Raw genomic sequence first — 24,865 nt, 5'->3', positions numbered from 1 at the left:
CGATAGGGTGGAGGGGCGGCTTTTACCAACAATTTATGTGAAAAACCAACAAACTCAAAAACCCGCCCCCACCCAACGACAAATCTCGGAAATAAGCGTGTTTCCCCAAATTACCGTAGGGGCGGGTTTCACCAACCATTTATGTCAGAAACCAACAATATAATAAACCCGCCCCCACCCAACGACTGAGAATAGTTATATTTTGCCCCGATTATGGGGCTTTTTTTTGTGCTTGTTAATTCTTCACAATTCGGATTAATTGCAAAAATTTGAGTTGTAAAAGTTTGTCTTTGAAGTTTTCCCGATGTTGAAAAATTAGAGCTTTTGGCACTACAGAAGGCTCTGATTTTTAAATTTCTGTTTGCGGTGTCGGGTGGAGTCGAAGCCTCCTTCGATTCCGCATTAATAGAGACTTCGACTAAATTTGTCTTAGCTACCTATTTCTAGCGAGTGACAATTTAACTTGCTAGACAGGGACAATGTAAGTGCCGTAACCCTTCGGCTGGGGGATAGGACGATGCCTTAAGGACGTTCACTCTATGCGGTAGAGGCGTCCCCTAAAAGGCATCCCCCCAAAATAAGACTATTAGAAATCTAGTCTTTTGTCAACAGCTATTTATGGTTTCCCTTAAACTGTCGCATTAATAGAAGACTTCCACTAATTTTGTTCTAGCGTTTCCATTAAATTAGTTTCCCCAACGAGTGGGGAGTCGCCGTTTTTCCACCATTCTATCAATCTCTTACCGTTTCCATTCAATTAGTTTCCCCAACGAGTGGGGAGTCTTCGTTCCCCGGTCTTTGTCGGTTGTGCTCGTGGCGTTGATGCTGCTTTGTTTCCATTCAATTAGTTTCCCCAACGAGTGGGGAGTATTTGTGCAGCGGAGTCGGTGCAGGATTCCCATACGCTGGGTTTACATTCAATTAGTTTCCCCAACGAGTGGAGAGATCAACGAACCGGACGACCAGCAACCGATCGAAGGCACACAGAAGTTTCCATTCAATTAGTTTCCCCAGCGAGTGGGGAGCCAAAATTACCAGCTTCCCAGAAACCAAATTTTTTCACTACCGGTGGACATTTCCATTCAATTAGTTTCCCCAACGAGTGGAGAGTGGAATTTTCGGAATAAACCAACACTGGGGGTACGATATGCCACCGTTTCCATTCAATTAGTTTCCCCAGCGAGTGGGGAGTAACCACAGTGCATAAATTGTTAGATTTAGTGGGATGTGACTTGTTTCCATTCAATTAGTTTCCCCAACGAGTGGGGAGTTGGAACCAAACCGCATGGCGATCGATTTCAGCGGTTTCCATTCAATTAGTTTCCCCAACGAGTGGGGAGTGTGCGGACTGTAAATATTTCACAGCCTATTTAGCGTTTCCATTCAATTAGTTTCCCCAACGAGTGGGGAGAGGACTCCTCGACTGCCCTTATTCCCCCGGAGATAAACCAGGGTTTCCATTCAATTAGTTTCCCCAACGAGTGGGGAGACTAAGGAAGTGCGAGAACTTAACGGTTGGGGGGAATACTCTACAGAAGTTTCCATTCAATTAGTTTCCCCAACGAGTGGGGAGTAATATTTACTACTGCGATTTACACCCCAGCATCATGTTTCCATTCAATTAGTTTCCCCAACGAGTGGGGAGAGATGAATGATTTGACTTGGGCTGAATTACTTGCAGCGCTTCGTTTCCATTCAATTAGTTTCCCCAACGAGTGGGGAGAAGGATGATAAAGGTAACATTTACCTAACTCAAACTTACCTGTTTCCATTCAATTAGTTTCCCCAACGAGTGGGGAGTTATTCGATAAAAACGATTACACCACGTCAATCTTAAAAGTAGTTTCCATTCAATTAGTTTCCCCAACGAGTGGGGAGAGGGATAGTGAAGGTTTAACGGTTAAGAAGGAAACGTTTCCATTCAATTAGTTTCCCCAACGAGTGGGGAGTAAACCAGTAAAGCTACACAATGAAAAAGTAGCAACAGGAAGGTTTCCATTCAATTAGTTTCCCCAACGAGTGGGGAGAAAAGAGATCGCAAGTCAGATCGTTATGGATATTAGTTGTTTCCATTCAATTAGTTTCCCCAACGAGTGGGGAGGTTAATACCTTTGTTGGCGCTGAAAAGACTGTTCGCTCCGTTTCCATTCAATTAGTTTCCCCAACGAGTGGGGAGTCCAAACTTCTTCTTGATTCTTCGATCGTCATTTGTAACTACAGTTTCCATTCAATTAGTTTCCCCAACGAGTGGGGAGTCCTCTATAATACACCCAAGACAGCGCAAGGTGTCTAGAGGCCCTTTGCGAGGCTCAGATATTTTTTGTGGAACTCACACCTGTGTTCGCTCACAATAATCATTGAAACCCTTGCCCAGTAAGGCTGCGAGGCTCATAACGCAAAAAGGTCGTTTGAGCTAATTTACCACCAGCCTCGCAACCTGAGCTAAATAATCACTGACCCAGGTGCTTTTGTCACCGGCGCTCCCACACCCAAAACCTCCACCTGTCCCAAAGTATGGCGCGACACCGGATAAAACCGGATGCTGCGTCTAGGTTGATTAACTTTCGCAGCCGTCGCCGGAGTTCTGTAAATCTGGCAGTTGACAAAACATACTCAAAGGTAGAATATTGTCCCCATTTGCCATAACCTTTCAGCAAGTCATGCACTTTTTGCCTGGGCTTGTCAACTCGGATATCGTAGACAACGATATAAAGCGGCATACTTTATCGAATTCTATTTTGTGTTGAATAGGGATGGTAAAGTTTAGCTTCCGATGCAAGTTCAAGAGAAAAACTTTAGTTAAGTTTGTTAGTCCGCCAGGGGTTGAAACCCCGGCGAATCCGTAAATTCGTCGCGGATTTATTGGCTTATGTTTGCAGTTCGTAATGGGCGAGCGCATCTACCAATTCATCATGCACTTTCGCCATCAAACTTGCTGACTTTAACGAAACAAATTTTTGCTGTGAAACAAAATTCAAACAGCCTAAAACCCTAGCTTCCCATTGTTCTCGACTATCAGTATTCCAAGCCTTGAACACATCTTTTTCCTGCAAGCCACGCAAGGAATGAAAAATAATATTTCTTTCATCTATAGTATTAGCAGCAACTACTTTAATGTGAGAATCTTGATTCCATTTATTTTGATCGGATTTTTCAACTAAAGTAAATAGTGATTTACCAAACAAACCCACACTATTGTACTGCTCATTTTTATTGGCATTAAACCAATGCCGTAAATTTTGAGGCAGATTTACGTCATGGATATATGCTGTACTTGGTTGATTGGGATTAGAGTATTTAATTTGTAGCTTATACTTGTCTAATGCCCATTCTTTGATCGAGCCTTCCACAGCGCGAAAACTGTGAAATAGAGCCTCAACCGTGTTACCCTGTCTAAGACGGATAACTCCTAAATAAGCAGCCTCATAGCCCGTCCACCACCACTGATTCAAACGCTCCTTTGCAACATCTCCCCTAGCCTTGCCAAAATCTTCAAACTTAGCAAAATTCCACTGTACAGCCATTGCTAATAAATCACGGATTTCCAGCAATAGCGGATCGGAAGAATCTTTCCAGTAAGGTTTTAAAATGCGCTCTACCCCCAAATAGTCATAACGACTTAATAGCGCTTTTGCTTCTTGAACTTGCATCCCCTGTAAATAAGTAGAGCTTTCTATAAAATCACCCTTTTTGGCTAAATCTGGTTCATACTCGTTGCTCACCAAAAACTTTACTTTTTTACCAAACTTTGCTAACGTTTCAAATTGAACCGCCGAAGAAATTGCCGGAGTTCCAGCTTGATGACTGACATAAAAGTTTGCACTTTTATCTAAATCCAAACTTGACAAAGCTTGTTGAACCAGAAACAGTGCTTTATTCCAACTATCTAATCCCTCATCTTTGGATTTAGGTTTCAATTCTAAGTAATCAATGGATTGAACTTGAGGAAATTTTTTCTGAAAATATCGTTCAAATATTGGTTTGAGCGTGCAAGTATCCTGCCAATAAGGACTTTTCTCTACTCTCCTATCTTCCTCATCAAAAACCGCTTCCTGATCGGTCATAATCAAGATTATTTTGTCAGGATTTGTTTTCCCTTTCTCTAACAGCTTTGCCGAAAAAGCATCAAGAAGCGGAAAGTGCAAATCCTGATAATATTCATCTGTTAACTGGCTGCCATAAACCATCCCCATCGCTCTAGCTGGTACAATGAAAGGTTCCTCATCATCAGAATTCGGCGGTTGTGTAGGTTCAAAACGGCGATCGTATAATTGACTTCTCACCTTTTTGAACAAAGTATTCCAATTGTCATCAGTGTTGAGCTTGACATCGCTGCTGCCAGTTGTCACAATCCAGATATTCATAATTATTCCTCAATTGGCCAAAGTTTGATAAAGTCGCTAGTGCTATCTAAATAGTCTAGAAAATCTTCAGTTGAGTCGGATTCATCAGGAAAAATAGTCAGTAATTCCACATACTCTTTGGTGGATTGTAGTTGACCATTTGTAGTAGTATAGCGCGGATACATTCGATGCCAAATGCAACCTATTTGACCGATTTTACCAGTTAGCACTGAATTTTTAATTGATTGCTCTCCCAAGTAGGGGCCGTGAAACCATCGAACAGCTTTACTATCTAGCTGATTTTTAGCAATTCGACCCCAAACTTCAACTTTTTTTGGATGCCATGCTTCCCGCCAACTGCTGATTGAACTACTCAGTGTTTTCTTCTTTAACTTTACCCACTGTTTGAGGCTTTTTTGAAAAGTATTCAAAAAATTAGTAATATCACTCAATTCATTCACAGGACAGCAGAGACTATTTGATTTTTCTCCAAACTGCCAATGACACCCAATCATCGGGTTATGATTACCAGTTACGTACTCTTTAAAAAAGAGGCGATGGTCAACTCGTCGCCACGATTTACCAAAACCTCCAAATAGCAGAGAGAATTTTATCAGTTGAGGAATCAAGACTTTCAAGTTTTTTCTTTGTTGTTCAGCCTTAGCCGTCATGCAAAGAATATTGAGCGTCCCGTCCACTAGCTCATAAGTAGGCATGACATTCGTGCCGTAGCTATAGCTATCCAAATCTAATTCGACAGGATTAAATGCTATTCCCAGTAAGCCAACAATTGCCCCGTTTTTACCTGCAAATCCCCCCCATAGTTCTTTAGTCAATTCTTCAGCCGAATTTTCATCAGTAAGGCCACTGAATAGGCGCAAAGTATGACCCCGCAAAGCAGCTTTAAACATATTAGGCCGAAATTCGCCTGTTTTGTCTATTAACTGAGAGCCTAAACCTTGACCCTTTAATTGTATGCTGAGCAGATTACTATTGCCGTGCTTTCTCGGTTGACCGTAACCAGCGCTCACCCTAGAACCAATGCCCCGTTCCATTGCTCTTTCCCAAAGTTCCCAGATAGTTGTCCATTCTTCCTCACTAAGTTCTACTGTGCTGGAAATGCCAAAAACTAAAGTGGGCTGATACAGAGATATCTGGATAAAAGCACTGTGGCTACCATTCTTTTTGACTTGCCAATCCTCTTGGGGATGAACAACATCTACTAGGGATTTCTTAGTCCACTCTCCATCTGCGGGATAGCCACCATGAAAGCGTAAAATTCCAGGTTTCGTGTCTTTTTGGGAAAGTTGACCCCCACAATATTTCATTGCTTGTTCATCAGTGCAAGTACGCAGGAACGCGCCTTTCATACTAGCACCGGGATATAACGGCCAACCTTTTGTACCAGTCACAGGGCGGATGACTCCCTCATCTTGACCGCTATTAGAAACAAATCGCCAAGTGATTTTAAACGGTTTAGTTTGAATTGTCTTTGAGTCAAAGTCGGGAACTTCTTTGGAAACACCAGCGATCCATTCTTTAGCCCAGTCATAAGCTTGTTGTCTAGGTGCCTTGGGAATTAACCGCTGAATCTGACAGCGCCCTTCTATTTGGGCGCGAAACATCAAAGGAATATCATCGCTATCACTCATTGTCTTCACCTCCAGAATTGCTGTTACTATTAGTAGGTTTATACCGCTGAGTCCACCAAACCATACTGTCGCAAAGTTGAGTCAGCACCGCTATAGCTACTTTGCGCTGTTCTACAGGAAAATCCCACAATTTATTGGCCATAATTTTAATGGCTGCTGTATCGTCAGAACTGACATTATCATTGGGAATTTTAACGCCCGCATTTGCCATAATTTTGACTAGCGCCTTCCAAGTATCCCGCCAATAATCAGCCTTATCTTGATCTTTGACTAACCGAAACTGTTCTCCCCAAAATCTCTCTAAACCGTAAGCAACTGCAACGCGCATTTTGTATGCTTGATTGAGAGCGTCTTTTTTGTCACGATATTTGACAACTAAATCGTGAGCCTCTTGGTCTAATCTGTAAGATTCCCAAGCCATAAATTATACCTCCTTTAAGGTTAGATAGCAGTGACCGAAACCAATTGATTCTAAACCGCCGAGATAAATATCTGTGCCAGTAGAAGCGCCAAAAGGTTGCCATGTCTCTTGGTTTTCTTTGAGGGCGATCGGAAATACTAAAATTGTGCCTTCTGGCAAAGCTTCCGTATTAAAAAAAGCTCCTTTTTTAGCCTTTTTTTCCTCTTTGTCTAAGGCCACTCGACTCTGACGATATAAGGCCATATCGTGAATCATGGCAATTTCATCGTCAGCCACAACAACGGCTGGCAATTCCTCTCCTAAAGGAAACCAAGCAGACAAATCCTGAGTTTTCTCAACTGTTAAAAAGCCAAAGTTAAAAAACAGCTTTGGTTTGCCATTTATGTCGAGAGCTTTTAAGGTTTGAGAACCTGTATAACTAGCTGGAGGTTTAGCGGATTTGAGAGATGTACCATCTTTTAGCTTGACATAATCTCCAGCAATTCGCTGATAGCGTTTCAGCAAACGAGGACAAGTTACCCAGACAATTGGTTGACCCGGACAAAATACTGGCAACCACAGCAGCGAAGCATATTCAAACTTAACTACAGACTCAGTGGTACTGTCTGGTTTCCCGGATTCTGCTTCCTGACCGTACCATTTATTAGCTTCAGCTTCTCCCAGACTGCGGCGGATTTCCGATCGCAATCTTCCCCGAATCGAACTACCGGGAATAATGCCAGTTTGAGTAAACTGGTCGCGGAAAATTAAGTTTAAGTTGCCGCTTTCTTCACCAGCCGTTGCTCCCACATGAACAGGAGCAAGGGTTTCAATAATACCGTAAGCTTTTTTGTACATTATTCAACTCCTTGAATTTCAATTGGCAAACACAAACCGCATCCAACTTGTTTCAGACTAAAACCTTCTTTGGGAAACCAATTTTGGGGGAATTCCCACCAAGTTTTATCTAAAGGTTCTCTGAGAAGATAGACAGTTCCGGGAGGAACTGCATAGCGTCCCCGTCCCATTTGTCCTTTCGCGCGGTAGCGATAGGAAATGGGTTTATCTGTGAGCATCTCCGGTCGTTTTTGGGAGAAATCTTCATTTTTGGGATAGCGGTATGAAAACTTGTTAGAACCCCAAACTCCCGGTGTTATCAAAGCAAATGAGCGCTGAATTGGTTGGCGTAAAAGTTTGACAATGGGACTGTCATCATCGAGTAAAACACTCTTGATTTCTACTAAATGATTTTCGCCACCAAAGCGATACCAACCATCTGCTAAAGGATGAGTTGAGAGATAAACTAGACAACATTCATCATCCATCTGCACGGAATTTTCCAAAAACAAACCATCTTCTGCTAAAGTACAGCGTTCGTCATCTTTTGTTTTGGGGTGCAAGATAGGGACGTATTTCCAAGGAATATCGGCAACATCGCCATTTTTCTTAATAGCAGCCGTCTTATTTACCCAAGAATTAACGGTTTGCCAACTATACTCAGGATCTAAATCTTCTGATTCGCGATGCCATTTCCCAGATTTCATTTTCCATTCATCCACGCCTTTTTTAGAAATAATTTTGTGCCAAGGAATGGGGACGTAAAAGTATTCAGGATCGTCTGATTTTGCCCAGAATGGGCCAGCGACAAACAAATTATCACTAAGTTCTTTTGGAGAAATATAGGACTTAACTTTGTTGCTGCTGAAAAATAGACCAGAGAGGGTAGCTGCTTCTGGAGGGAATTTTGCCCCAGAACGTCCGACTAGATTTTCGGGCGATAAAAATCCGCCAGAACTCCCGTACATAAATCCTAAAGGACTTATAGTGATGAGATATTTGAACATAGCTGCCATCCGACATTTATTAGGTCACTAATCCAGTAAATAACTTGTTTGGATTTTTCGGGATTTGGGTAATCACCGACGATGTGCTTCCAGTTTTTTTCTAAATTCTTCTCGTCTTGAAAGTAAAGTTCAAAAAGAGCTAAAGCTAATTCATCATTTGGGCTGTTTTCCTGGGGGTTAAAACTAATAGCATGACGATTTTTGAGATGAGCTAAATCCTTGTAAACATGACTCCAGTTTGGCTTTTGATCCCAGCTTTTGCCGTCCCGGTCTTTGTATTGTTTGAGAATGTGCAAATAATCCCAAGGACAAGTCCACTGCACGTATTGACCGCTGTTAAAAACTACTCGAATTGTAACGCGATCGCGCCCCAAACTTTTCGCCCGTTTTTCAGCTTCTCGACAGTGTTGAAGAATATCTCGCTGCGGCACTCTATGACCCGCCCAAACAAAACCAACACTTAGGTTAATATCCTGTCCGTGCTTTTTCCATTCATCGGACAATCCCATTAACCATTCTAATGCCTCTATAGGTTCTGGAGGCTTTTCAGGTTTGCTGCTGTAAATTACACCGAGGAAGTCGTCACCGCCGGCATAAACAATCCGCCCTTGGTCTTTGGGGAAATTCTTGATAAAATTTTCTCCCCAAGCCCGCATGGCCTCGCTAAACTTTTTTAGACCTTCATCTCCTTCTTTTTGAGCAATTTCCTGAAGTTTTTTGCCAACTTTATCGCCATCTCCCATAAACCAGCCAGTCCAGTGTTCTGGTTCACGAATAATGTCACTAAATCCTGCTTCAAGCGGAGATATCCCAATGTTTCTAGCAATATCTTCGTCGCGAGTAACTAACCGCTTGACTAACTCAGGAATACTCAATCTTTCATTAGGTGCAAGAAATTTTCCTTCGGGTTCGCCATCTGGGGGAAGATTTTCTAAGACACAGGAAAGACGTTGATAGAAATCCTTAAGTTCAGCTTTTTCTGTATCGGATAGCTGCCGCCCTGGATTTGAATGTTCCAAACCTAAACGCGGCCAGGCGATCGCATCCGTGCCAGTCAAACTCGAACTGTCGCCAATCCAGTTAATTGCCGTCCAATCACGACGCAATTTGCGAGTTTCTAGATTCTTCATCGCAGATTCTATCGAATCTCCGTGTCCCCAAAATATCTCCCAAGTGTACAAACCCCATCGCATCCACTCTTGCTGCCAAAAGTATTCCTCTTTAGGAGGTACTTCTCGTTCTATCCAAACTCGACATTCATTTAATATTTCTTGCCATGACTTCTGAAGGGTATTTGTCACGTCATTCCTGGAAAATTCCCCTTTGCCTTTCAGAAGTATCCGATTGGGCATTCCTTTTTGGATGTTCGGGGCACCCGGAGAAATGACCTTTAAACCTGATTTTTCGGCTTGCTTTACTAGCTTGTAACTCAGATAAGACAGAATCAGTGAAGCCCCAAATAAATCTCGGAGTTTGCGGGATTTCTCGATAAAGCCTTGAACGGGGGCAAAGGCGATCGCAGTGTATGCAGGCATAAATTCAATTTTAAGGCGGGCAATGCCCACCTGAATGCTGCTGGTAGTGTCCCAAGTAGCTAACTGCTTAAGTTCTACTCAAGTCAATATATCAGCCGAGCCAGCTTCGAGTCTCGCAATTTACAATATTTATCAAATCTTTTGGAAAACCTACAGCTACCTAAATAAGGGCTTTGAGGATTTTCTATATTTTTGTGTCAATATTGTCTTTTCCTTGACTTTTACCGCCTTTACCTCCATCCACCCATTATGGCAAAAAAACCAACCCCTCACCCCTATGCCGACAAACTAACGTTCGATCGCATCATGCTCCTCATCGCCACATTAGTAAACCATCCCGGAATCGGACACTCGGACACCGAAACATCCGACAGTAAATATCACGATGCCTTGCTAGAAGTTCAATCTCAATTACAGAAAATTGCCGCCGAATTCAACATCGAATTTCCCGAAAACTATCCCGCAACTCCCACAATCCGCAAAGATTTAGAAACTTTGCGCCACTACGGAATCCTTGACAAACGAATGTATCGCTTCGGATATTATCTCGGTACCGGCGCAATGAATCGCGAAGAACTACTATTCGCATTTCAAGCAATAGCATCTCAAGCCAAATATCAGGGAAATCCCCAAGCCCGCAAAATTTGTGAAAAACTCACTAAACTGTTGCGCGGATTAGATATCGAACTCAAAGGTAAATTGTTTTATCCCGTTCGCGAACACCTAAATCGTGCGATTATCTACACCGATCCAGTAGAAATGCTCGATCGCCAAGAATATCGGAATACCCTATTTCACAAACTAGACATCGTAGAAACAGCAATTGTTCGAGGTCAGGCGATCGAACTTTACCGTCAAAGCGATTATTACGGTAAAGGCAAAGTCGGTTTCCGGCGCATCTGGCCCCTGCAACTGATCTATCACGATATCGCTTGGTACCTGATTTGCGAATCTTGCAACAACGGGCATTTGAGCGTAGAACGGGTGAATCGCTTTACTGACTGCTGCGAAATTATCGATGTAGAAGGGCGTGGTATAGCCGTACAGGAACAGCGTTTGAAAATAGCTCAAAAGTTGTTAAAAAACGGCTGGGGGCTGTTCTTGGGCAATCCAGAGCAACAGCAGGCTGAATTGGGCGGTACGCTGAAGTTGGAAAAAGTGAAGGTGCGGTTTTTTGAGAAAGTAGTGGGATTTATCTTAGAGGGCGATCGGCGGCATCCGCGACAAAAGATTAAAGAAGGCCCAAGGGATAGTTTTGGCAAAGTGCTTTATGTGGATTATCAGATCGATTTGCCCGATCGCTCCCTGAACGAATTTAGTCTGTGGGTGAACAGATATATGGATAGCGCCCAAGTGCTTTCCCCGCCGAGTTTGGTAGAAAAACACCGACAAGCAGCGAGAGATTTAGCCGATCGATACAGCTTGTAATCGTGGCGGCGGGTTTTATCAACCATCACTAGACTTCTTGCAAAAGTCCTTTCGATCAAATTTTCGGACGGGCTCTCCGGCCCATCCCACAAGAGAAAAAACTTTTTGTGGGACGGGCCGGAGAGCCCGTTCCAGCTATTTTTGCAAGAGGTCTACTGTCTAAAACCAACCATATCAAAAACCCTCCCCCACCCACGAACAATAGTTAGTTATCAGTTGTTAATTATTCTGTCATTGTTTCGCTGTACTGCATTTCTATTTTTAACGCCGTTTCAACTCTTTGATACTCCGCCTCAACCTCTTCTAAAAGCGTGCAGGCCGGATCGGGTAAAGACTGGTTAGCATTCGTTCCCATGCGGCCCATGATTTCGAGTTCCTCGCACAGTTCAAACAAGCGAAAAGCACCGAGAGTACCGCTGATCGACTTTAAAGAGTGAGCCGATCGCCGCAAAGCCAGCGGATCGGCGTTGCACAGAGCCATAGAGATGCCTCGCAGCAGTTCGGGAGCTGTTTCGAGGTAAATCTCGATCGCCTCGTCCAAAGCTTCCACTTCTCGCAGTCCCTCTATAATCTTGGGACTTAGGGAATCGTGGGTATGTGACAAAGCCCGATCGAGATTTGATGCACCCCACTCGACGACTGCGGGCGAATTGGGAATTGTCTGTTGTGGATTTCCCGCAACAGCCACATTCGATCGCACTTCTAATTCACTCGTTCCTTCGATGTGTTCCGCCGGGGCATCCAAACAAACGATCGGCTGCAAAAGATCGAATGCAGAGTTCGATCGAGATTTACACGCCCTCAAAGCTCGCACCAACTGATCAATTGCGATCGGCTTACTCAAATAGTCGTCCATCCCCGCAGCCATACACTCTTCGCGATCGCCCTGCATCGCATTTGCCGTCATCGCCACAATCCAAGGCCTCGTCGATTTTCGATTTTCGATTTTCGATTTTCGATTGTTAGATTCCTCAGTCGATTTTCGATTTTCGATTTTCGATTTTCGATTGTTAGATTCCTCAGTCGATTTTTGATTTTCGATTTTCGATTTTCGATTGTTAGATTGCTCATCAGTTGCGGAAAGTTCTGATTCTCCCGTGTCATTTTCTAAAGTTAAATCTGCTGAAAATTGCTCCCGGATGCGGCGGGTAGTTTCCAGTCCGTCCATTTCCGGCATTTGCACATCCATCAGCACCACATCATAAGGCTGGCGGCGCAAAGCTTCGAGCACTTCGATACCGTTTCCCGCCACATCCGCGCGATACCCCATCCGCTGTAAAATTTGCAAAGCCACCTTCTGATTCACCAAATGATCGTCAGCCAACAGAATCCGCAGGGGTAAGTCCTCCGCCAGCACGGGTATGGTTTGCAAGAAAGGCCCGCAGGTGCGCTGCCCTTTAAATTCAGTTGTCTGTTCTCCAAAAATATTGATTAAAACATTGTAAAGCTGAGATTGTTTGATGGGTTTATTCAAAAAAGCAGCAAAATCCATCTCCATAGAAGGGGGGTTAATTTCTTGCCTGCCGATCGAAGTTAGCATCACTAACGGCAACTTTTCGCAATCAGGATACCGGCGAATTTGCGCCGCTAAAGCTAACCCGTCCATTTCCGGCATTTGCATATCCAAAACTGCCAAGTCAAACCTTTCTTTAGCAGCCAGCCAATCTAAAGCCAAACGAGCCGAAGCTGAAGCTCTAGCCACCATTCCCCAAGACTGAGCTTGGAGAGTCAAAATTCTGCGGTTGGTAGCATTGTCATCGACAATTAAGACTCGCTTGCCAGCTAATTCAGGTTGAGAATTGCTCAAGTTAAGTGGTAAGGAATTCTTGCAGCCAGAAACGATCGTACTAAAATAAAAAGTAGAGCCAACGGATTTCGTATTTTGGGCGATCGGCTGGTTGCTGAGTACAGATTTGGCATAGCCATATTTTTCGGCAATTTCGCAAGATTCTGCCCATCCCAAATCAATAACTGCCGACGATCTAAAATGGGCCGGAGGATTGCCCGCGACACTACCCATACTTTCCACCCACATCCGGCCGCCCATCATTTCGGCCAAACGCTTGCTAATTGCCAAACCCAATCCGGTACCGCCGTACTGCCGGCTCGTTGAAGAATCAACCTGGCTGAAAGATTTAAATAGCCGATCCATGCGATCGCTCGGAATGCCGATACCGGTATCTTTGACCGCAAAATGTATTTCGTATGCTGGATTAATTGCTATCGGTTCGCCAGCAATTAATGGCGGTTCTTTAGCCTTAGCCGCCGGCACTGAAATCTTTTTGGCAGTCACCGAAACCACCACTTCTCCAGCGTCGGTAAATTTAACCGCATTACTGAGCAAATTGATTAAAATTTGCCTCAAGCGGGTGCTATCGCCGATCGCCGTTACCGGTACTGTACGATCGATCAAGTAACCCACTTCCAGTTTTTTTTCTGCCGCCTTAGCAGCTACCAAGTCTAGAGATTCCTCAATGCAAGTGCGGAGGTCAAACGGATGTTCCTCCAAGTCCAATTTGCCCGACTCTATTTTCGAGAAATCTAGAATATCGTTGATCAGCGTCAGCAAGGCATCGCCGCTGCTGCGGATAGTTTCTACAAAATCGCGCTGTTCGCGAGTTAAGGGCGTATCCAGCAGCAAACCGGTCATGCCAATGACTCCATTCATAGGAGTGCGAATTTCGTGGCTCATGGTGGCTAAAAATTCGCTTTTGGCTCTAGTAGCCGCCAGTGCTTGATCGCGAGCTTTTGCCAAATCTACGTCTGTTTGCTGGCGTTCGAGTTCGCTTCCCACCCACTGAGCCATCAGTTTCATCAACTCTCTGTCTACAGCTCGAAACGGTTCTGTCACAGGAGTCGGAGAAAAGAAGCACAGAGTGCCGTAAACTTTGCCGGCCACCGTGACGGGAATGCCCATGTAAGCTTCAATGGGGAAAGCTCGATCGTCGCTGTTAAAGGAAAAACCCGAAAATCGCACCGACTCAAAGTAAATCGGTTCTTTTGCCATTGCCGTAGCGACGCAGAAAGTTTTTTCCAGATCGTAGATTTGGTCTTTGACGATCGACCCGTCGGGACACTCAACAGCCATTATTTGATAGTTGTCGCCTTGAATGCAGGACAAAATTCCCACGGACAGGCCTAAATGCCGACATCCCATTGCCAGCAGTTCTTGGAGGCGCAAATCAAAGGTAGAGAGGTGGTTGAGCGGGTCTGTACGCGGAGCCGAAGTCACTTGGTACAAAGCTTTGATTGCAGCTTCGCTTTCTCGCAGTTCTTGTTCTGTTTGCTTCCGCACGCTGATGTCGCGGGAAATGCCGATAATTTCTTGGACTTCGCCTGTTTGGGGATCGCTGATCGTGCGGCCGGTGGTTTCAAACCAAATGTATTTGCCGTCTTTGCGGCGGATGCGGTAGCTGACGGTGTAAGTAACTGGGAGTGCCAGGACTTTCCAGTGGGCTTTGGCAATGGTTTCTAAATCGTCGGGGTGAAAATAATCCTTGGGGACGCGGCCGATGAGTTCCGAAGGTTCGTATCCCAGCAAAGCGCGGCTGGCGGGCGAGACGTAAACAAACACGCCTTTGGGGTCGTGTCTGGTGATCATGTCGGTTGAGTTTTCGGCCATCAACCGATAGCGGTCTTCGCTTTCATTACGTTCGACTTGAGAATTGCCTAATGCTTCTAGCATTCGGTTGATGGCGTCGGCCAAGCTTGCGAGTTCATCTGCTCCGGCCATAGGAACTCTCAAGCTTGGGTCGCCGTTGGCTGCGATGTTGCTGACGCTGGTGCTCAAGGCAGCCAATCTCGCCAAGACTAATTTTTCTAGCAACAGCAGGGTGATGGCGCTAAATATTAAACCTACTGCCAGTATTGATAAGGTAAACAGCTCCAAGGTGGCCTGACCTTGGCCGTAGATGATGCGATCTGTCTCTACTCGCAGCAGCAGCGCTAGGTTGCCGTGGATGTCGCGAATCAGGGCGTATCCAGCGACTAAGGTGTCGCTGAGTGGCTCGACTAAAATTTCTACTGATTTGAGGTTGGAAATTTTGAGTTTGACATTTTCCAACTCCTGCCTCGATCGAGCCAGCGCCTTGGCGCTGTGCCCGGAGTAGTTCGCGGCTCCCACTTTAAAATCTAAACTCGGCAATCTAAAATCCACTGACAGGTGAGTCAGTTCTGAAAGCAAACCGATTTCGCTGCTGTCTAGGTAGCGTCCCAAGATCAGCGTCCCCCGCGGCGGGCCTTGGGAGTTGCTGTTCAAGATGGGCTTGGAGGCAATCAGCAGTCTGGCTTCTGGCAGGGTGAGGACGCCTGTTTTGGCGGCCCGGCGATCGCCCTCGACTGTCGATGAGTCTAGTAGCGCCTCGGTCAAGTGCTGTTTTAAGCTTTCGGGAATCGGGATTTCGGTTTGCGATTTCAGGTCGAAACCTTTGCTGAAGATCGTCTTACCGTTGGAGTCCAGCAGTACCAATAAGTTTAGTCTCAAGTAAATAAATGTCGAATCGACGAAATTTGACTTGACAAAATTTTCGTTCCGTGTTTCGACGAAAGAGTAAGTATCGTCCCACTCGGCGTAATCTTGGGCGCTGGTGTCTAAATTCGACAAGTCATCATCTAATGCGTCCAAAGCCCGTGCGACATCCTGGCGGACGTACTGTGCCTCCAGGTTGTGAAAATCATGCAGCAAAATAGTTGATGCAGTGGCATACAGAACCACAATCAGGCTGATCAGCGCTGCACCGATGATTAATAGTGTTTTTTTTCGGAGTTGCATGGCGTCGCCCTCCTCACGGTGCTACTAGGCAACTAGCCAGGAGAGGTTTGAGACGTAGGTTGTTTAGCATTGGCTCGCGCAGGGCCTGCGTGTTTGGACTTTTCTGGGCTGACGAAAGCAAAGCCCTTGGTATTTCCAAGGTATCCGGTATCTTGCCCCCCACAGTCAGTGTAGTATTTTCACAGCTTTAGTTCCCTATTATGCACAACCTATGACCTACAAGTTATAACCTGACGATCGGCATCTTCAAAATTAACCGCCGATCGAACTCAAAACAGTTCGCGTTTAATACTAACGCAGCCAGGGCGGCGGGCGGTTGGGAGAACAGGCGTGCTGGGTTGAGAACCCTAACTATATATTGTACCTAAAAAGTATTGAGGAGAGAGCGGACTGGCCGATCGAGTTTTGCGCGCAAAAAGCTTCTCATTCCAGCAGCTTTTTTGATCTTTGTCCTATAGCAATCCTTGCAGGAGTAGTGGAATAAGCCTAAAAGCCTATCCAGCCGAGAAGCTGGAACCGCGTTCAAAAATTGTCATAGCAGAGGCAATGAATATCCGGCGACTTTTTATTTATTACATCTGCCCATAAAATATACAACAATCAAAAAAATAGGCTTTTCACTTTTCTATTTTGAATGAATCAAAACTGCTAATTAAGATTTATAAATTCACAGTCTGCACCATCCTCAACCAACGGGTAGGAAGTGGTTTACCCATAACATTATTCAACTGTACCAACAAATTAATACAAACCCGTTCCCACTCCCCGATCGCATCCTTTACTAACATTAGTGCCTGATATCAGTAGAAACTCATATCAGGCACTATCTGCAATCCGATCGCAACTTGAGTCTTTTAGAACTTACGCAATCATCCCAGGTATGGGGGCAACCACGGGGGGTTTGCCCCTACAAAACACTATATATTGAGGCTGTGCGTAAGTCCTGTCTTTTTTATCGGATGACGGCTAAAGCACCGGCGCCAGCAGCAGCAGCGGCCGAGGAAAGAGCGGTGAAAAACAGCCACCAAGAGGCAACTTCTGCTGCTTTCCGGGTTTCTTCGGCTTGTTTTTCAGCTTGCTGTTTGATGCTTTCGAGGCGAAGCTGCGCCTCTTGCTGCAAGCGTTCTGCTCTTTGCAAGACGGTGTTGCGGCTTCTTTCAATTTGGTCGATCAAGCGGTTGGCATCTGCTTCGGAAATGTCCTCGCGAGAACTCATTAATGCTACTAAAGTATCGCGGTTGAAATGACCCAGCCGATCGCGCAAAGCATCAAATCCGGCTTGCGGATCGTCAAATAACTTCCGCACATCCCGCGTAATGCCTTCGTAGTTGAGTTCAGGGCGATCGAGCGAATTGAGGTAATCCCGAATTTTTCCGAGAATCCCGTCAATTACCGACTGAATACCCTCCTGGATTTTCTGAATTTGCAGTGCGAACTCATCGCGCACCGACAAAATTCCATCGACAATGCGATTGGCTTCTGCTTCAGAAATATCCTGCCGCTGAGACAGCAGAGAAACAATTGTAGCTCGATCGATGTGTGACAAGCGCTCGCCCAAACTGTAAGCGCCGACTTTTGGGTCATGCAGCAGCAGTTGCAAGTCGCGCTTGATGGCTTCGGGATTTAATTCATCCTTGCCCGTATTACGCAAATAATCTTGTAAAACACTCTGAAAATCCTGTACTTGGCTTTGCACCCGTTTTGCCAAACGGCGGGGCGCTTTCACAATCGAGCCGAGAGTTTCCTGCACTTGGTCGATAATTTGATTGACTTGTTCCTCGCTCAAATCTTGTCTCTGAGAAAGCAGTTTTACCAAAGTATCGCGATCGACTTGAGACAGGCGGCCGCGCAGCGCTAAAGCTCCTTCTTTGGGATTTTCCAGCAGTTTTGTCAAATCCCGCTTAATCCCTTCTGGATTGAGTTCTGATTTGCCAGTATTGCGAAGGTAATCTGCAAGGGCGGTTGTGGTTTGGTCGTACTGATCCTTAGCTTTTTCGGCTAACTTTTGCGGCGTATGCACCGCGCCGTGCCAGTTTTCTTCGGCGCTGTCGAGAAGCTGATTTACTTGGTCTTCGCTGAGGTCTTTCCGCTGAGATAGCAATTTTACCAAAGTTTGGCGATCGAACTTAGAAGCTCTAGCTCTCAGGGCCCACATTCCCGCTTCTGGGTTATCCAGCAGCGTTTTCAAATCGCGCTTGATGCCTTCGGGATTGAGTTCTTCTTTGCCCGTAGACTTCAAGTATTCTTGCACTCTTTGCCACTGGTTATCTAGCCGGACTTGCGCTGCTTCTTGCAGACCTTTAGCATCTGCTAAAACTACATCTCGCGTCCTTTCTAACTCTTGAACAATCTGTTCTACTTCCTGGAATCCGAAGTTTTCGCGGCCTCGGAGAATTTGCACAAAACTGTCGCGGGTGTAAGGAGACAGGCGATCGCGCAACTGTTCGTAACTAGCGTCGGAATCCTCTAAGATTTTTTTGAAATCCCTCGCGATACCTGCTGCTGTCAGTTCTTCTTTCGGCGTCAGCTTCAAATAAGTTTCTAGCCGCCACTGCAAGTCGCGAGCTTTTTCTTGCTCCTCGGCAAAGATCACGGTTTGTAAAACCCGCTGTCTAATTGCTTCTAATTCCTGGGAAATTTGTTTAATTTTGTCTTGGGTAAAAACACCTCTACTGGCTAGGATTTCGGCAAAATTAGACTGTTTTAGTTTTTCTAATTCGCGGCGCACTGTTCCTGGATCAGCCGTAGGATCGTAGAGCACGTCACGAAATTCGCGCTCGATGGCTTGGGGGTTCATCTGCCACGAATAAGTGTTGAGTAGGTAGTTTTCTACGTCGGCACGAATTGGGCTGTAAGTTACGGGTTCGCCTTTGACTTGAGCGGTAATTTTATCAGTTTGCTGGGTAACTTTGTCTTTAGCTTGTTTGAGCTGACCGACTACTTTTTCAACATCCAAGTCAGAAATATCCGTGCGACCCAATACTATTCCCATTAAAGCATTGACTGCCATTGTGGTTGCTTGGGACATCATGTTCGGGCTTTGTCCCGAATTTTGACCGCCCAGACTGCTGAGGGCTTTTTCTACCCTACTTGCCAATTTATCTGAGACCAAATCTCCCGATTTCGCAGATTTGAGATAGTCTACTAATTGCGCGATGCCGTCTGATGGCTGCCCTTGTTTTCCTACTTGTTTCCAAGCATCTTGGAGTTGGTCTACAATGCGGTTTACGTCGCGTTTTGATAAGTCCGATCGCGAACTTACTAAATCTACGAGAGTTTGTCGATCGAGATTCGGCAAATTTTCGGCTGCAATGGTTTTTAGTTGCGGATCGTTGAGCAATTTTTCAAACTCGCTACGCATCCCTTTGATGTCTAATTCCGGCGGTTTGAGGCTTTGGATGTAGTCTTCGACGTTTTCGCGCAAGCTTGTGGGATCGATCGCGCTACCAAGTTCGTGGCCCACTGCTGCTGCTGCTGCTTTGGCTGTGGCGACTACTTGGTTGCTGGCTGCTTTTGCGCCGATAGCCGAGGCTGCGGTGCCGACAATGGCTTGAAAGCCTGCTGTGGCGCTGTTGACGACGGAACCGATCAAGGAACCGACGGTGGTGGAACTCACCCAAACAAGCATTGAGAAATAGGTTGCCCACACGACTAAACCGACGATCGCACCTAAACCGGGACTGCTAATCAAGCTGAGCTTAACTGCAAGCAAGCAAGCAAAGAATAGGGCGATGGTGACGGTAATCAGCGTCCAAGTGCCTACTTTTCTGCCGATGTGGCGGACTGGGGAACTGCCGCTATCCGACTGGTGGTCGTCGTCGTGGGATTGTCCCATGTACGAAAGACCCGCGGCTACTGATAAATTTGTTAGCAAAAGTTGGAAAGCGCAGGCGAGTACCACTCCAGCTATCAAGGCGATGAAAAATTGCGGCCCGGAATAAAGGAGTGCTGCGTCTTCTGCTGTGTTTGTAGTAGTCTGCTCTACTGGCACTTGGGCCAGCCAGAACCCGATGTTATACAGTTGTGGATTTATTGGCAAATTTTGATACATAGTATATTCCTCGTTAAGGAGTGGGTGCGCGCGCTCATTGGCGCAAGTTAACCAATGTATAGTTTTAGACTCATGCCCCCAATGGCAAGCATCGCCTTATTGACGAGCTAAAGCATCCCCCTACAGTCGGAAGTGTAGAAATATGTCTGCGGCCGGCTATCACTTTAGGAATATTTGTGGTATGTAAGTCTGATTAAAATAATCGCAGAGGAGAATCTGTGGTCGATCGATATTAAGAGTTGGTACACAAGCCCAGACAAATTGTTCAAAATTCATCAACCAATGCCATAGCAAATTAGCTTTGAAGGGATTCGATAGTGCAGCGAGAAAGTCATGCAATTATTATTGGCGGCAGTTTAGCAGGACTGTTGGCCTCTAGAGTATTAGCCAAACACTTTGACCGAGTAAGTATTGTTGAAAGAGATTTTTTTCCAGAAAAACCCGCACCTCGCCCCGGTATTCCTCAATCCCGTCACCTTCACATCCTTTTAAATCGGGGGAGAATCATCCTAGAAGAGTTTTTTCCCGGCTTAGAAAACGAACTGGTAGCTGCTGGTGCTCCTAGTTTAGATCCGAGGTCGATCGGGTGGTTTAGTCCGGCAGGTTGGGCCCCGCACTTTAGCCCGGATCTAAATGATTTAATTTTGTTCAGTCGGGATTTACTTGATTGGCAAATTCGCCGCCGCTTGGCTGAAAATACGAACGTGCATTTCCTCCAAGGAGGTACAGTAACGGGGTTGCTGGCGAATGCCTCACGCGCGGAAGTTGCTGGCGTGTCGGTGCGTTTTCGCGATCGCCACAACCCTGGTAACATCCATGCAGAGAATTTGAAGGCAGATTTGGTAGTCGATGCTAGTGGCAAAGTTTCCAAAACACCTAAATGGTTGAAAAGTTTGGGCTATGAACCTCCGCAAGAAACCGTTATCAATGCTTTTGTCGGCTATGCCAGCCGCATCTATAAATGCAGCGGTAAATTGTCAGACACAGCGCCAGTATTTGTGTCACTAGGGCCGCCATTTCGCACCCGTGGCGGTGCAATTTTTCCGATCGAAGGCAATCGCTGGCTGGTGAGTCTCAACGGGGGCGATCGCGATTATCCCCCCACAGACGAAGCAGGCTTTCTAGAATTTGCCCGCACTTTGCCAACCCCGACAATTTATGATGCAATTAAAGACGCAGAAGCAATAACACCTATTTATAGTTATCGAGGTACAGAAAATCGTTGGCGCCACTACGAGCGCCTCCGTCGTTCTCCTGAAAACTTAATAATTATCGGTCATGCAGTTTGCGCTTTTAACCCGATATACGGACACGGAATAACGGTTGCTGCACTGGATGCTCAGATGTTAGATGAATGCCTCCAAAAGCAGCGGCAGCGCTATCTGCAAGGCAATTTAAAAGGTTTCTCTCGACAATTTCAACAAAAATTAGCAAAATTACATACAATTCCTTGGACATTTGCCATCAGTCAGGACTCTCGCTATCGGGGAAGTGAAGGTGCAAAACTAAACCTCGCTACGCGGCTGACAATTGATTACATGGATTTGGTGTTAAAAGTGCTAGTCGGAGATGCTAAAGTTTGTCAAGCATTTGTGGAAGTTGTGCACATGATTGAGTCGCCGGCTGTACTTTTTTCTCCCAGTATTGCGCTTAAGGCGATCGGGCAATTACTCACCGTTCGGCAGAAGGCAGAATTAATATAAATAGTTTATACAGAATCAGGTTAGTTTTGCCAATTATATTTTATGAGCGCCGATGAAAGGAGATCAACGCAGATGAAATCCTATTCATCTGCGTTGATTTAACCTGATATGATTTCCGCTAGAACCTGCATGATAAAAAGGATGACTTTTGCGACTGCGGTTTTCTGGTATTTCACGTAATTAAGAGGGGTAAAATCAGATTTAGTACCGCAATTGTCGGTTTTTGAAATAAATCTAATGAATGGATTTCAAAAAATGTTTGTAGTCACCACTTACCCACAGGACTCAATAAACCAGTTTTTTTCCCCCTATCCCTCGCGCTTCACGCTATATAGTCGTAAAAAAAATCGGTTTCTGCCGCCTAAACTAATATAGACTTGTGCAATTCTCACTTACCAGCCAAACAATCTAATTGTTGTTGCATTTGGGCGGTAACTCGATCGAAACAAGCATCAACATAATCGCGATCGCGCGCCGCCTCCGAACCGTACCTCTCAAATACAATCGGTTCGCACACGCGAGTCCGAATTTGCACGGGTAAAGGCAAGTTTGGCAAAGGCCCAATACTCAATCCCCAAGGCAATCCCAAATACACCGGAAATACCACCGGATCGATGCCAAATAGCCACGGCATCCCCAATTCATGCAATTGCTTAACTTGTTCGTACAAATCTGCCAAAACTATCAAAGTATCGTGTGCACCGTGCGATACAATCGGTACAATTGGTGCTTCTTCTCGCAATGCTAATTTGATAAATCCCTTACGTCCCGCAAAGTAGATTTTATCGCGCAAATGGTGGGGGCGAAAAACATCTTGGGCGCCGCCCGGATAGACGAGAACTGCGGCATTTTTTCGCAAAGCTGCGATCGCCATTTTTGGATGTGCCTGGAGGGCACCACACTCAACCCCCATACTAGCAATCTCTGGGGAAACCTTCCATACCGTGGGGTGCATCAATCCGTAGGCCAAGCGTTCCGTGCCGTACCTGCGGAACCATTCGTATAGGAACATAAACATATCGGGAGCGGCGAGTCCCCCGTTGTGAGAACCGACAACAAGCATTTTTCCGCTCGCGGGTACGTGGTGCCAGCCGTCGCTTTGTACGCGAAAATAGTAGCGGTACAGCCATTCCCAGAAGGGCAACAAAAGCTGAATGAAGTCGGGATTGCGATCGTCTAATGATAGACCGTCAAAGGGATAGTTAGAGGATTTTCCGTCTTTTTTGTTAGTAGTTTTTGTCACTGCAAAAATATTTAACGCTTTGGTCATTATATAGCAGAAGGAAGAAAGCTTTAACTCTCGAATAGAGAAGGCTTTGGTTATTTGGGAAAGAAGGAAGAAGGGAGGAGATTAGTTGGGCTTTTCCTCTCCTTGTGCCTGCGCTAATCCCGATCGCCCTCCCAAAACAAGATTTTTCCTATCATTAATATGCTCCCATTACGAGGGAATATACCGCATTAGTTTTAGCAATTGAAAACCTCCTAAACATCGAGCGCGGTTGCTATAGCAATATAATTAAATACGGTTCAGATAAGACTGATCCCCCCTAGCCAAGAGGGCGGGCACGGGGAGTAGGGGTCGCACCGCCCCTACAAAGGGGGGGACAAGAAGTTGCTCTTGCGTCCCCCTTCTTAAGGGGGATTTAGGGGGATCTCCGGGGAATTAACAGTGTTAACTGAACTGTATTGCAATATAATTAAATCAGAATTGGCGCAAATATTTGGTTTCTGATTTGAGCGGGCTGGTTTTGTTCCGAGGTTTTGTGCTGCTTGTCTCCACAGGAACAAAACCGTTTGGAAACAGCTACAGCAACTGTCGCTGATCCCGCGGCGGCTTTAGCCACAAAAACACAAGTGTGCCTCAAGCCGATAAATTGCCGTTTTGGAAGATTTTATCAAATTGACGCCAGCCATCGGGTCAAGGCTAGCGATTTGCGCTGTTGGCCACAATTTTAAGTAAGGTACGATCGACAGTGGAGTTATGTCAGCGCGATCGAAGAACTGTATCCGGCTTGTGACACCTCACTACGACGATGGGGTCGATCGCGCCCATCGCCTGTCAATCTGAATATTGGAGCATCTCAACCACAATCTCGCTCTCGAATCTGCCAAGAATTCACATGAAATGTAGCCCCATATTACTCAACTGCAACAACTGACAGCTAAATGGTTTAACGAACACAACAAATGACTTGCAGTCCTAGTAAACAGTCCGGCATTTAAACACTTAACTGTTTACTTTTCCCCTCTGCCATTCCCCGACTCGGACACTCTCGCCTTCTCCCTCCCCCACTGTGGCATAATGAGCCATTTATAGGCGTAGCAGCTTTATGTGTCTTCGCTCAACTCACCAAACATTAAATTATATAAATTAAACTTGACTTGCGGTCATAAAAAAGTTATACCAAGCTTTTTTGTGGAAGACAAATCGATTTTTTTGCTATATTGACCTGCAATTAAGATAATGATTGTGGTTAAGTGAGGAGTTGAACGGATGAAAAACTTGAATTGCTGGAATAAGCCCGCTGCATTGCTGGGCGCGATCGCGATCGTAGCCGGAAGTTTGCAGGCCAATGCCATCGGTGTTGCCGCCCCATCAACATCCACTCTCAGTCAAGATGCGGAAAATATTTCCTTTGAAGATAGCGCCACCTTTCAAATAGCCCAGGCTGGCAACCTTTGTCGCAAAGTCACCCCCAAAGAAGGTTTGACCGTTCGCCAGAACCCAGACCCCAAATCCCCTAGAGTTGGCGGGGTACCACTTAATACTCAGGTAATGCTCTCCCAAGGCGCTACTTCTGTTAAAGCCGCCGACGGTCGCCTCTGGATTCAAATTACCGCTCCCGTCACAGGGTATGTGGCTAGCGGATATCCCAACAACGAGGCTAATTTAGGTTCGTGCACGACAGCCAGCACCACAATTAGTCAAACTCCTTCCCCAAGGCCGGCAGCGACACCAGCACCGGCACCAGCACCAGCACCGGCACCAGCACCAGCACCAGCACCAGCACCAGCACCAGCACCAGCACCAGCACCAGCACCGGCACCAGCACCGGCACCAGCACCAGCACCAGCACCAGCACCAGCACCAGCACCAGCACCAGCACCAGCACCAGCACCAGCACCAGCACCAGCACC

Annotated in this window: 15 protein-coding genes and 1 CRISPR repeat array; of the genes, 2 read left to right on the top strand and 13 right to left on the bottom strand. The window is 45.8% G+C overall.

The window, feature by feature from the left end:
* Nucleotides 1-674: 674 nt before the first annotated feature.
* A CRISPR array of direct repeats spans nucleotides 675-2,255; the repeat unit is 36 nt; unit sequence GTTTCCATTCAATTAGTTTCCCCAACGAGTGGGGAG.
* 216 nt (nucleotides 2,256-2,471) lie between these two features.
* From cas2 to QUB35_RS06410, 7 genes are all read right to left on the bottom strand, one after another.
* A complete protein-coding gene (gene cas2, locus QUB35_RS06440) occupies nucleotides 2,472-2,720 on the bottom strand; it encodes a CRISPR-associated endonuclease Cas2 (RefSeq protein WP_333140425.1) in 249 nt (82 codons plus the stop codon).
* A 147-nt stretch (nucleotides 2,721-2,867) separates the two neighbouring features.
* Entirely contained in the window at nucleotides 2,868-4,364 is a 1,497-nt protein-coding gene (locus tag QUB35_RS06435) for a hypothetical protein (RefSeq protein ID WP_333140423.1), read from the bottom strand.
* Between the two features lie 2 nt (nucleotides 4,365-4,366).
* Nucleotides 4,367-5,995 carry a hypothetical protein gene (locus QUB35_RS06430; protein ID WP_333140421.1) on the bottom strand — a complete coding sequence of 543 codons (1,629 nt, stop codon included), beginning with the start codon at nucleotides 5,993-5,995 and terminating at the stop codon, nucleotides 4,367-4,369.
* Nucleotides 5,988-6,416, bottom strand: a complete 429-nt coding sequence (locus QUB35_RS06425; RefSeq protein ID WP_333140419.1) for a hypothetical protein — start codon at nucleotides 6,414-6,416, stop codon at nucleotides 5,988-5,990. Before QUB35_RS06425 ends, QUB35_RS06430 begins: the two co-directional genes overlap by 8 nt.
* A gap of 3 nt (nucleotides 6,417-6,419) precedes the next feature.
* Nucleotides 6,420-7,253, bottom strand: coding sequence for a type III-B CRISPR module RAMP protein Cmr4 (gene cmr4 / locus QUB35_RS06420; RefSeq protein WP_190658554.1), 834 nt, complete (start codon nucleotides 7,251-7,253; stop codon nucleotides 6,420-6,422).
* Nucleotides 7,253-8,239, bottom strand: coding sequence for a CRISPR-associated protein (locus QUB35_RS06415; RefSeq protein ID WP_333140417.1), 987 nt, complete (start codon nucleotides 8,237-8,239; stop codon nucleotides 7,253-7,255). Before QUB35_RS06415 ends, cmr4 begins: the two co-directional genes overlap by 1 nt.
* On the bottom strand, nucleotides 8,215-9,774 hold the full coding sequence (locus QUB35_RS06410; protein WP_333140415.1) for a Cas10/Cmr2 second palm domain-containing protein: 1,560 nt from the start codon (nucleotides 9,772-9,774) through the stop codon (nucleotides 8,215-8,217). Before QUB35_RS06410 ends, QUB35_RS06415 begins: the two co-directional genes overlap by 25 nt.
* 249 nt (nucleotides 9,775-10,023) lie before the next feature.
* Here QUB35_RS06410 and QUB35_RS06405 point away from each other — a divergent pair, with 249 nt between their 5' ends.
* A complete protein-coding gene (locus QUB35_RS06405; RefSeq protein ID WP_333140413.1) occupies nucleotides 10,024-11,202 on the top strand; it encodes a WYL domain-containing protein in 1,179 nt (392 codons plus the stop codon).
* A gap of 223 nt (nucleotides 11,203-11,425) precedes the next feature.
* Here QUB35_RS06405 and QUB35_RS06400 read toward each other — a convergent pair whose 3' ends face one another.
* From QUB35_RS06400 to QUB35_RS06390, 3 genes are all read right to left on the bottom strand, one after another.
* On the bottom strand, nucleotides 11,426-15,973 hold the full coding sequence (locus QUB35_RS06400; protein WP_333140411.1) for a response regulator: 4,548 nt from the start codon (nucleotides 15,971-15,973) through the stop codon (nucleotides 11,426-11,428).
* A 659-nt stretch (nucleotides 15,974-16,632) separates the two neighbouring features.
* On the bottom strand, nucleotides 16,633-16,761 hold the full coding sequence (locus QUB35_RS06395) for a hypothetical protein (protein WP_333140409.1): 129 nt from the start codon (nucleotides 16,759-16,761) through the stop codon (nucleotides 16,633-16,635).
* Nucleotides 16,762-16,925: 164 nt separating this feature from the next.
* On the bottom strand, nucleotides 16,926-20,024 hold the full coding sequence (locus QUB35_RS06390; protein WP_333140407.1) for an MFS transporter: 3,099 nt from the start codon (nucleotides 20,022-20,024) through the stop codon (nucleotides 16,926-16,928).
* 317 nt (nucleotides 20,025-20,341) lie between these two features.
* Here QUB35_RS06390 and QUB35_RS06385 point away from each other — a divergent pair, with 317 nt between their 5' ends.
* Nucleotides 20,342-21,727 (top strand): 2-polyprenyl-6-methoxyphenol hydroxylase-like oxidoreductase, encoded by a 1,386-nt coding sequence (locus QUB35_RS06385; protein ID WP_333140405.1) that lies wholly within the window; start codon nucleotides 20,342-20,344, stop codon nucleotides 21,725-21,727.
* A 388-nt stretch (nucleotides 21,728-22,115) separates the two neighbouring features.
* Here QUB35_RS06385 and QUB35_RS06380 read toward each other — a convergent pair whose 3' ends face one another.
* From QUB35_RS06380 to QUB35_RS06370, 3 genes are all read right to left on the bottom strand, one after another.
* A complete protein-coding gene (locus QUB35_RS06380) occupies nucleotides 22,116-22,997 on the bottom strand; it encodes a lysophospholipid acyltransferase family protein (RefSeq protein WP_333140403.1) in 882 nt (293 codons plus the stop codon).
* 1,118 nt (nucleotides 22,998-24,115) lie between these two features.
* The gene (locus QUB35_RS06375; protein ID WP_333140401.1) at nucleotides 24,116-24,307 is read right to left on the bottom strand and encodes a hypothetical protein; all 192 of its coding nucleotides are present in this window, start codon (nucleotides 24,305-24,307) and stop codon (nucleotides 24,116-24,118) included.
* A gap of 341 nt (nucleotides 24,308-24,648) precedes the next feature.
* A partial coding sequence (locus QUB35_RS06370) for a hypothetical protein (RefSeq protein ID WP_333140399.1) occupies nucleotides 24,649-24,865 on the bottom strand: 217 nt, incomplete at its 5' end.

Source organism: Microcoleus sp. B13-B6 (assembly GCF_036705405.1).
In the GTDB taxonomy this organism is placed as follows: Bacteria; Cyanobacteriota; Cyanobacteriia; order Cyanobacteriales; family Microcoleaceae; genus Microcoleus.
Note: the sequence above shows the minus strand (reverse complement) of the source record. Positions and strands in the feature narration are given on the sequence as shown.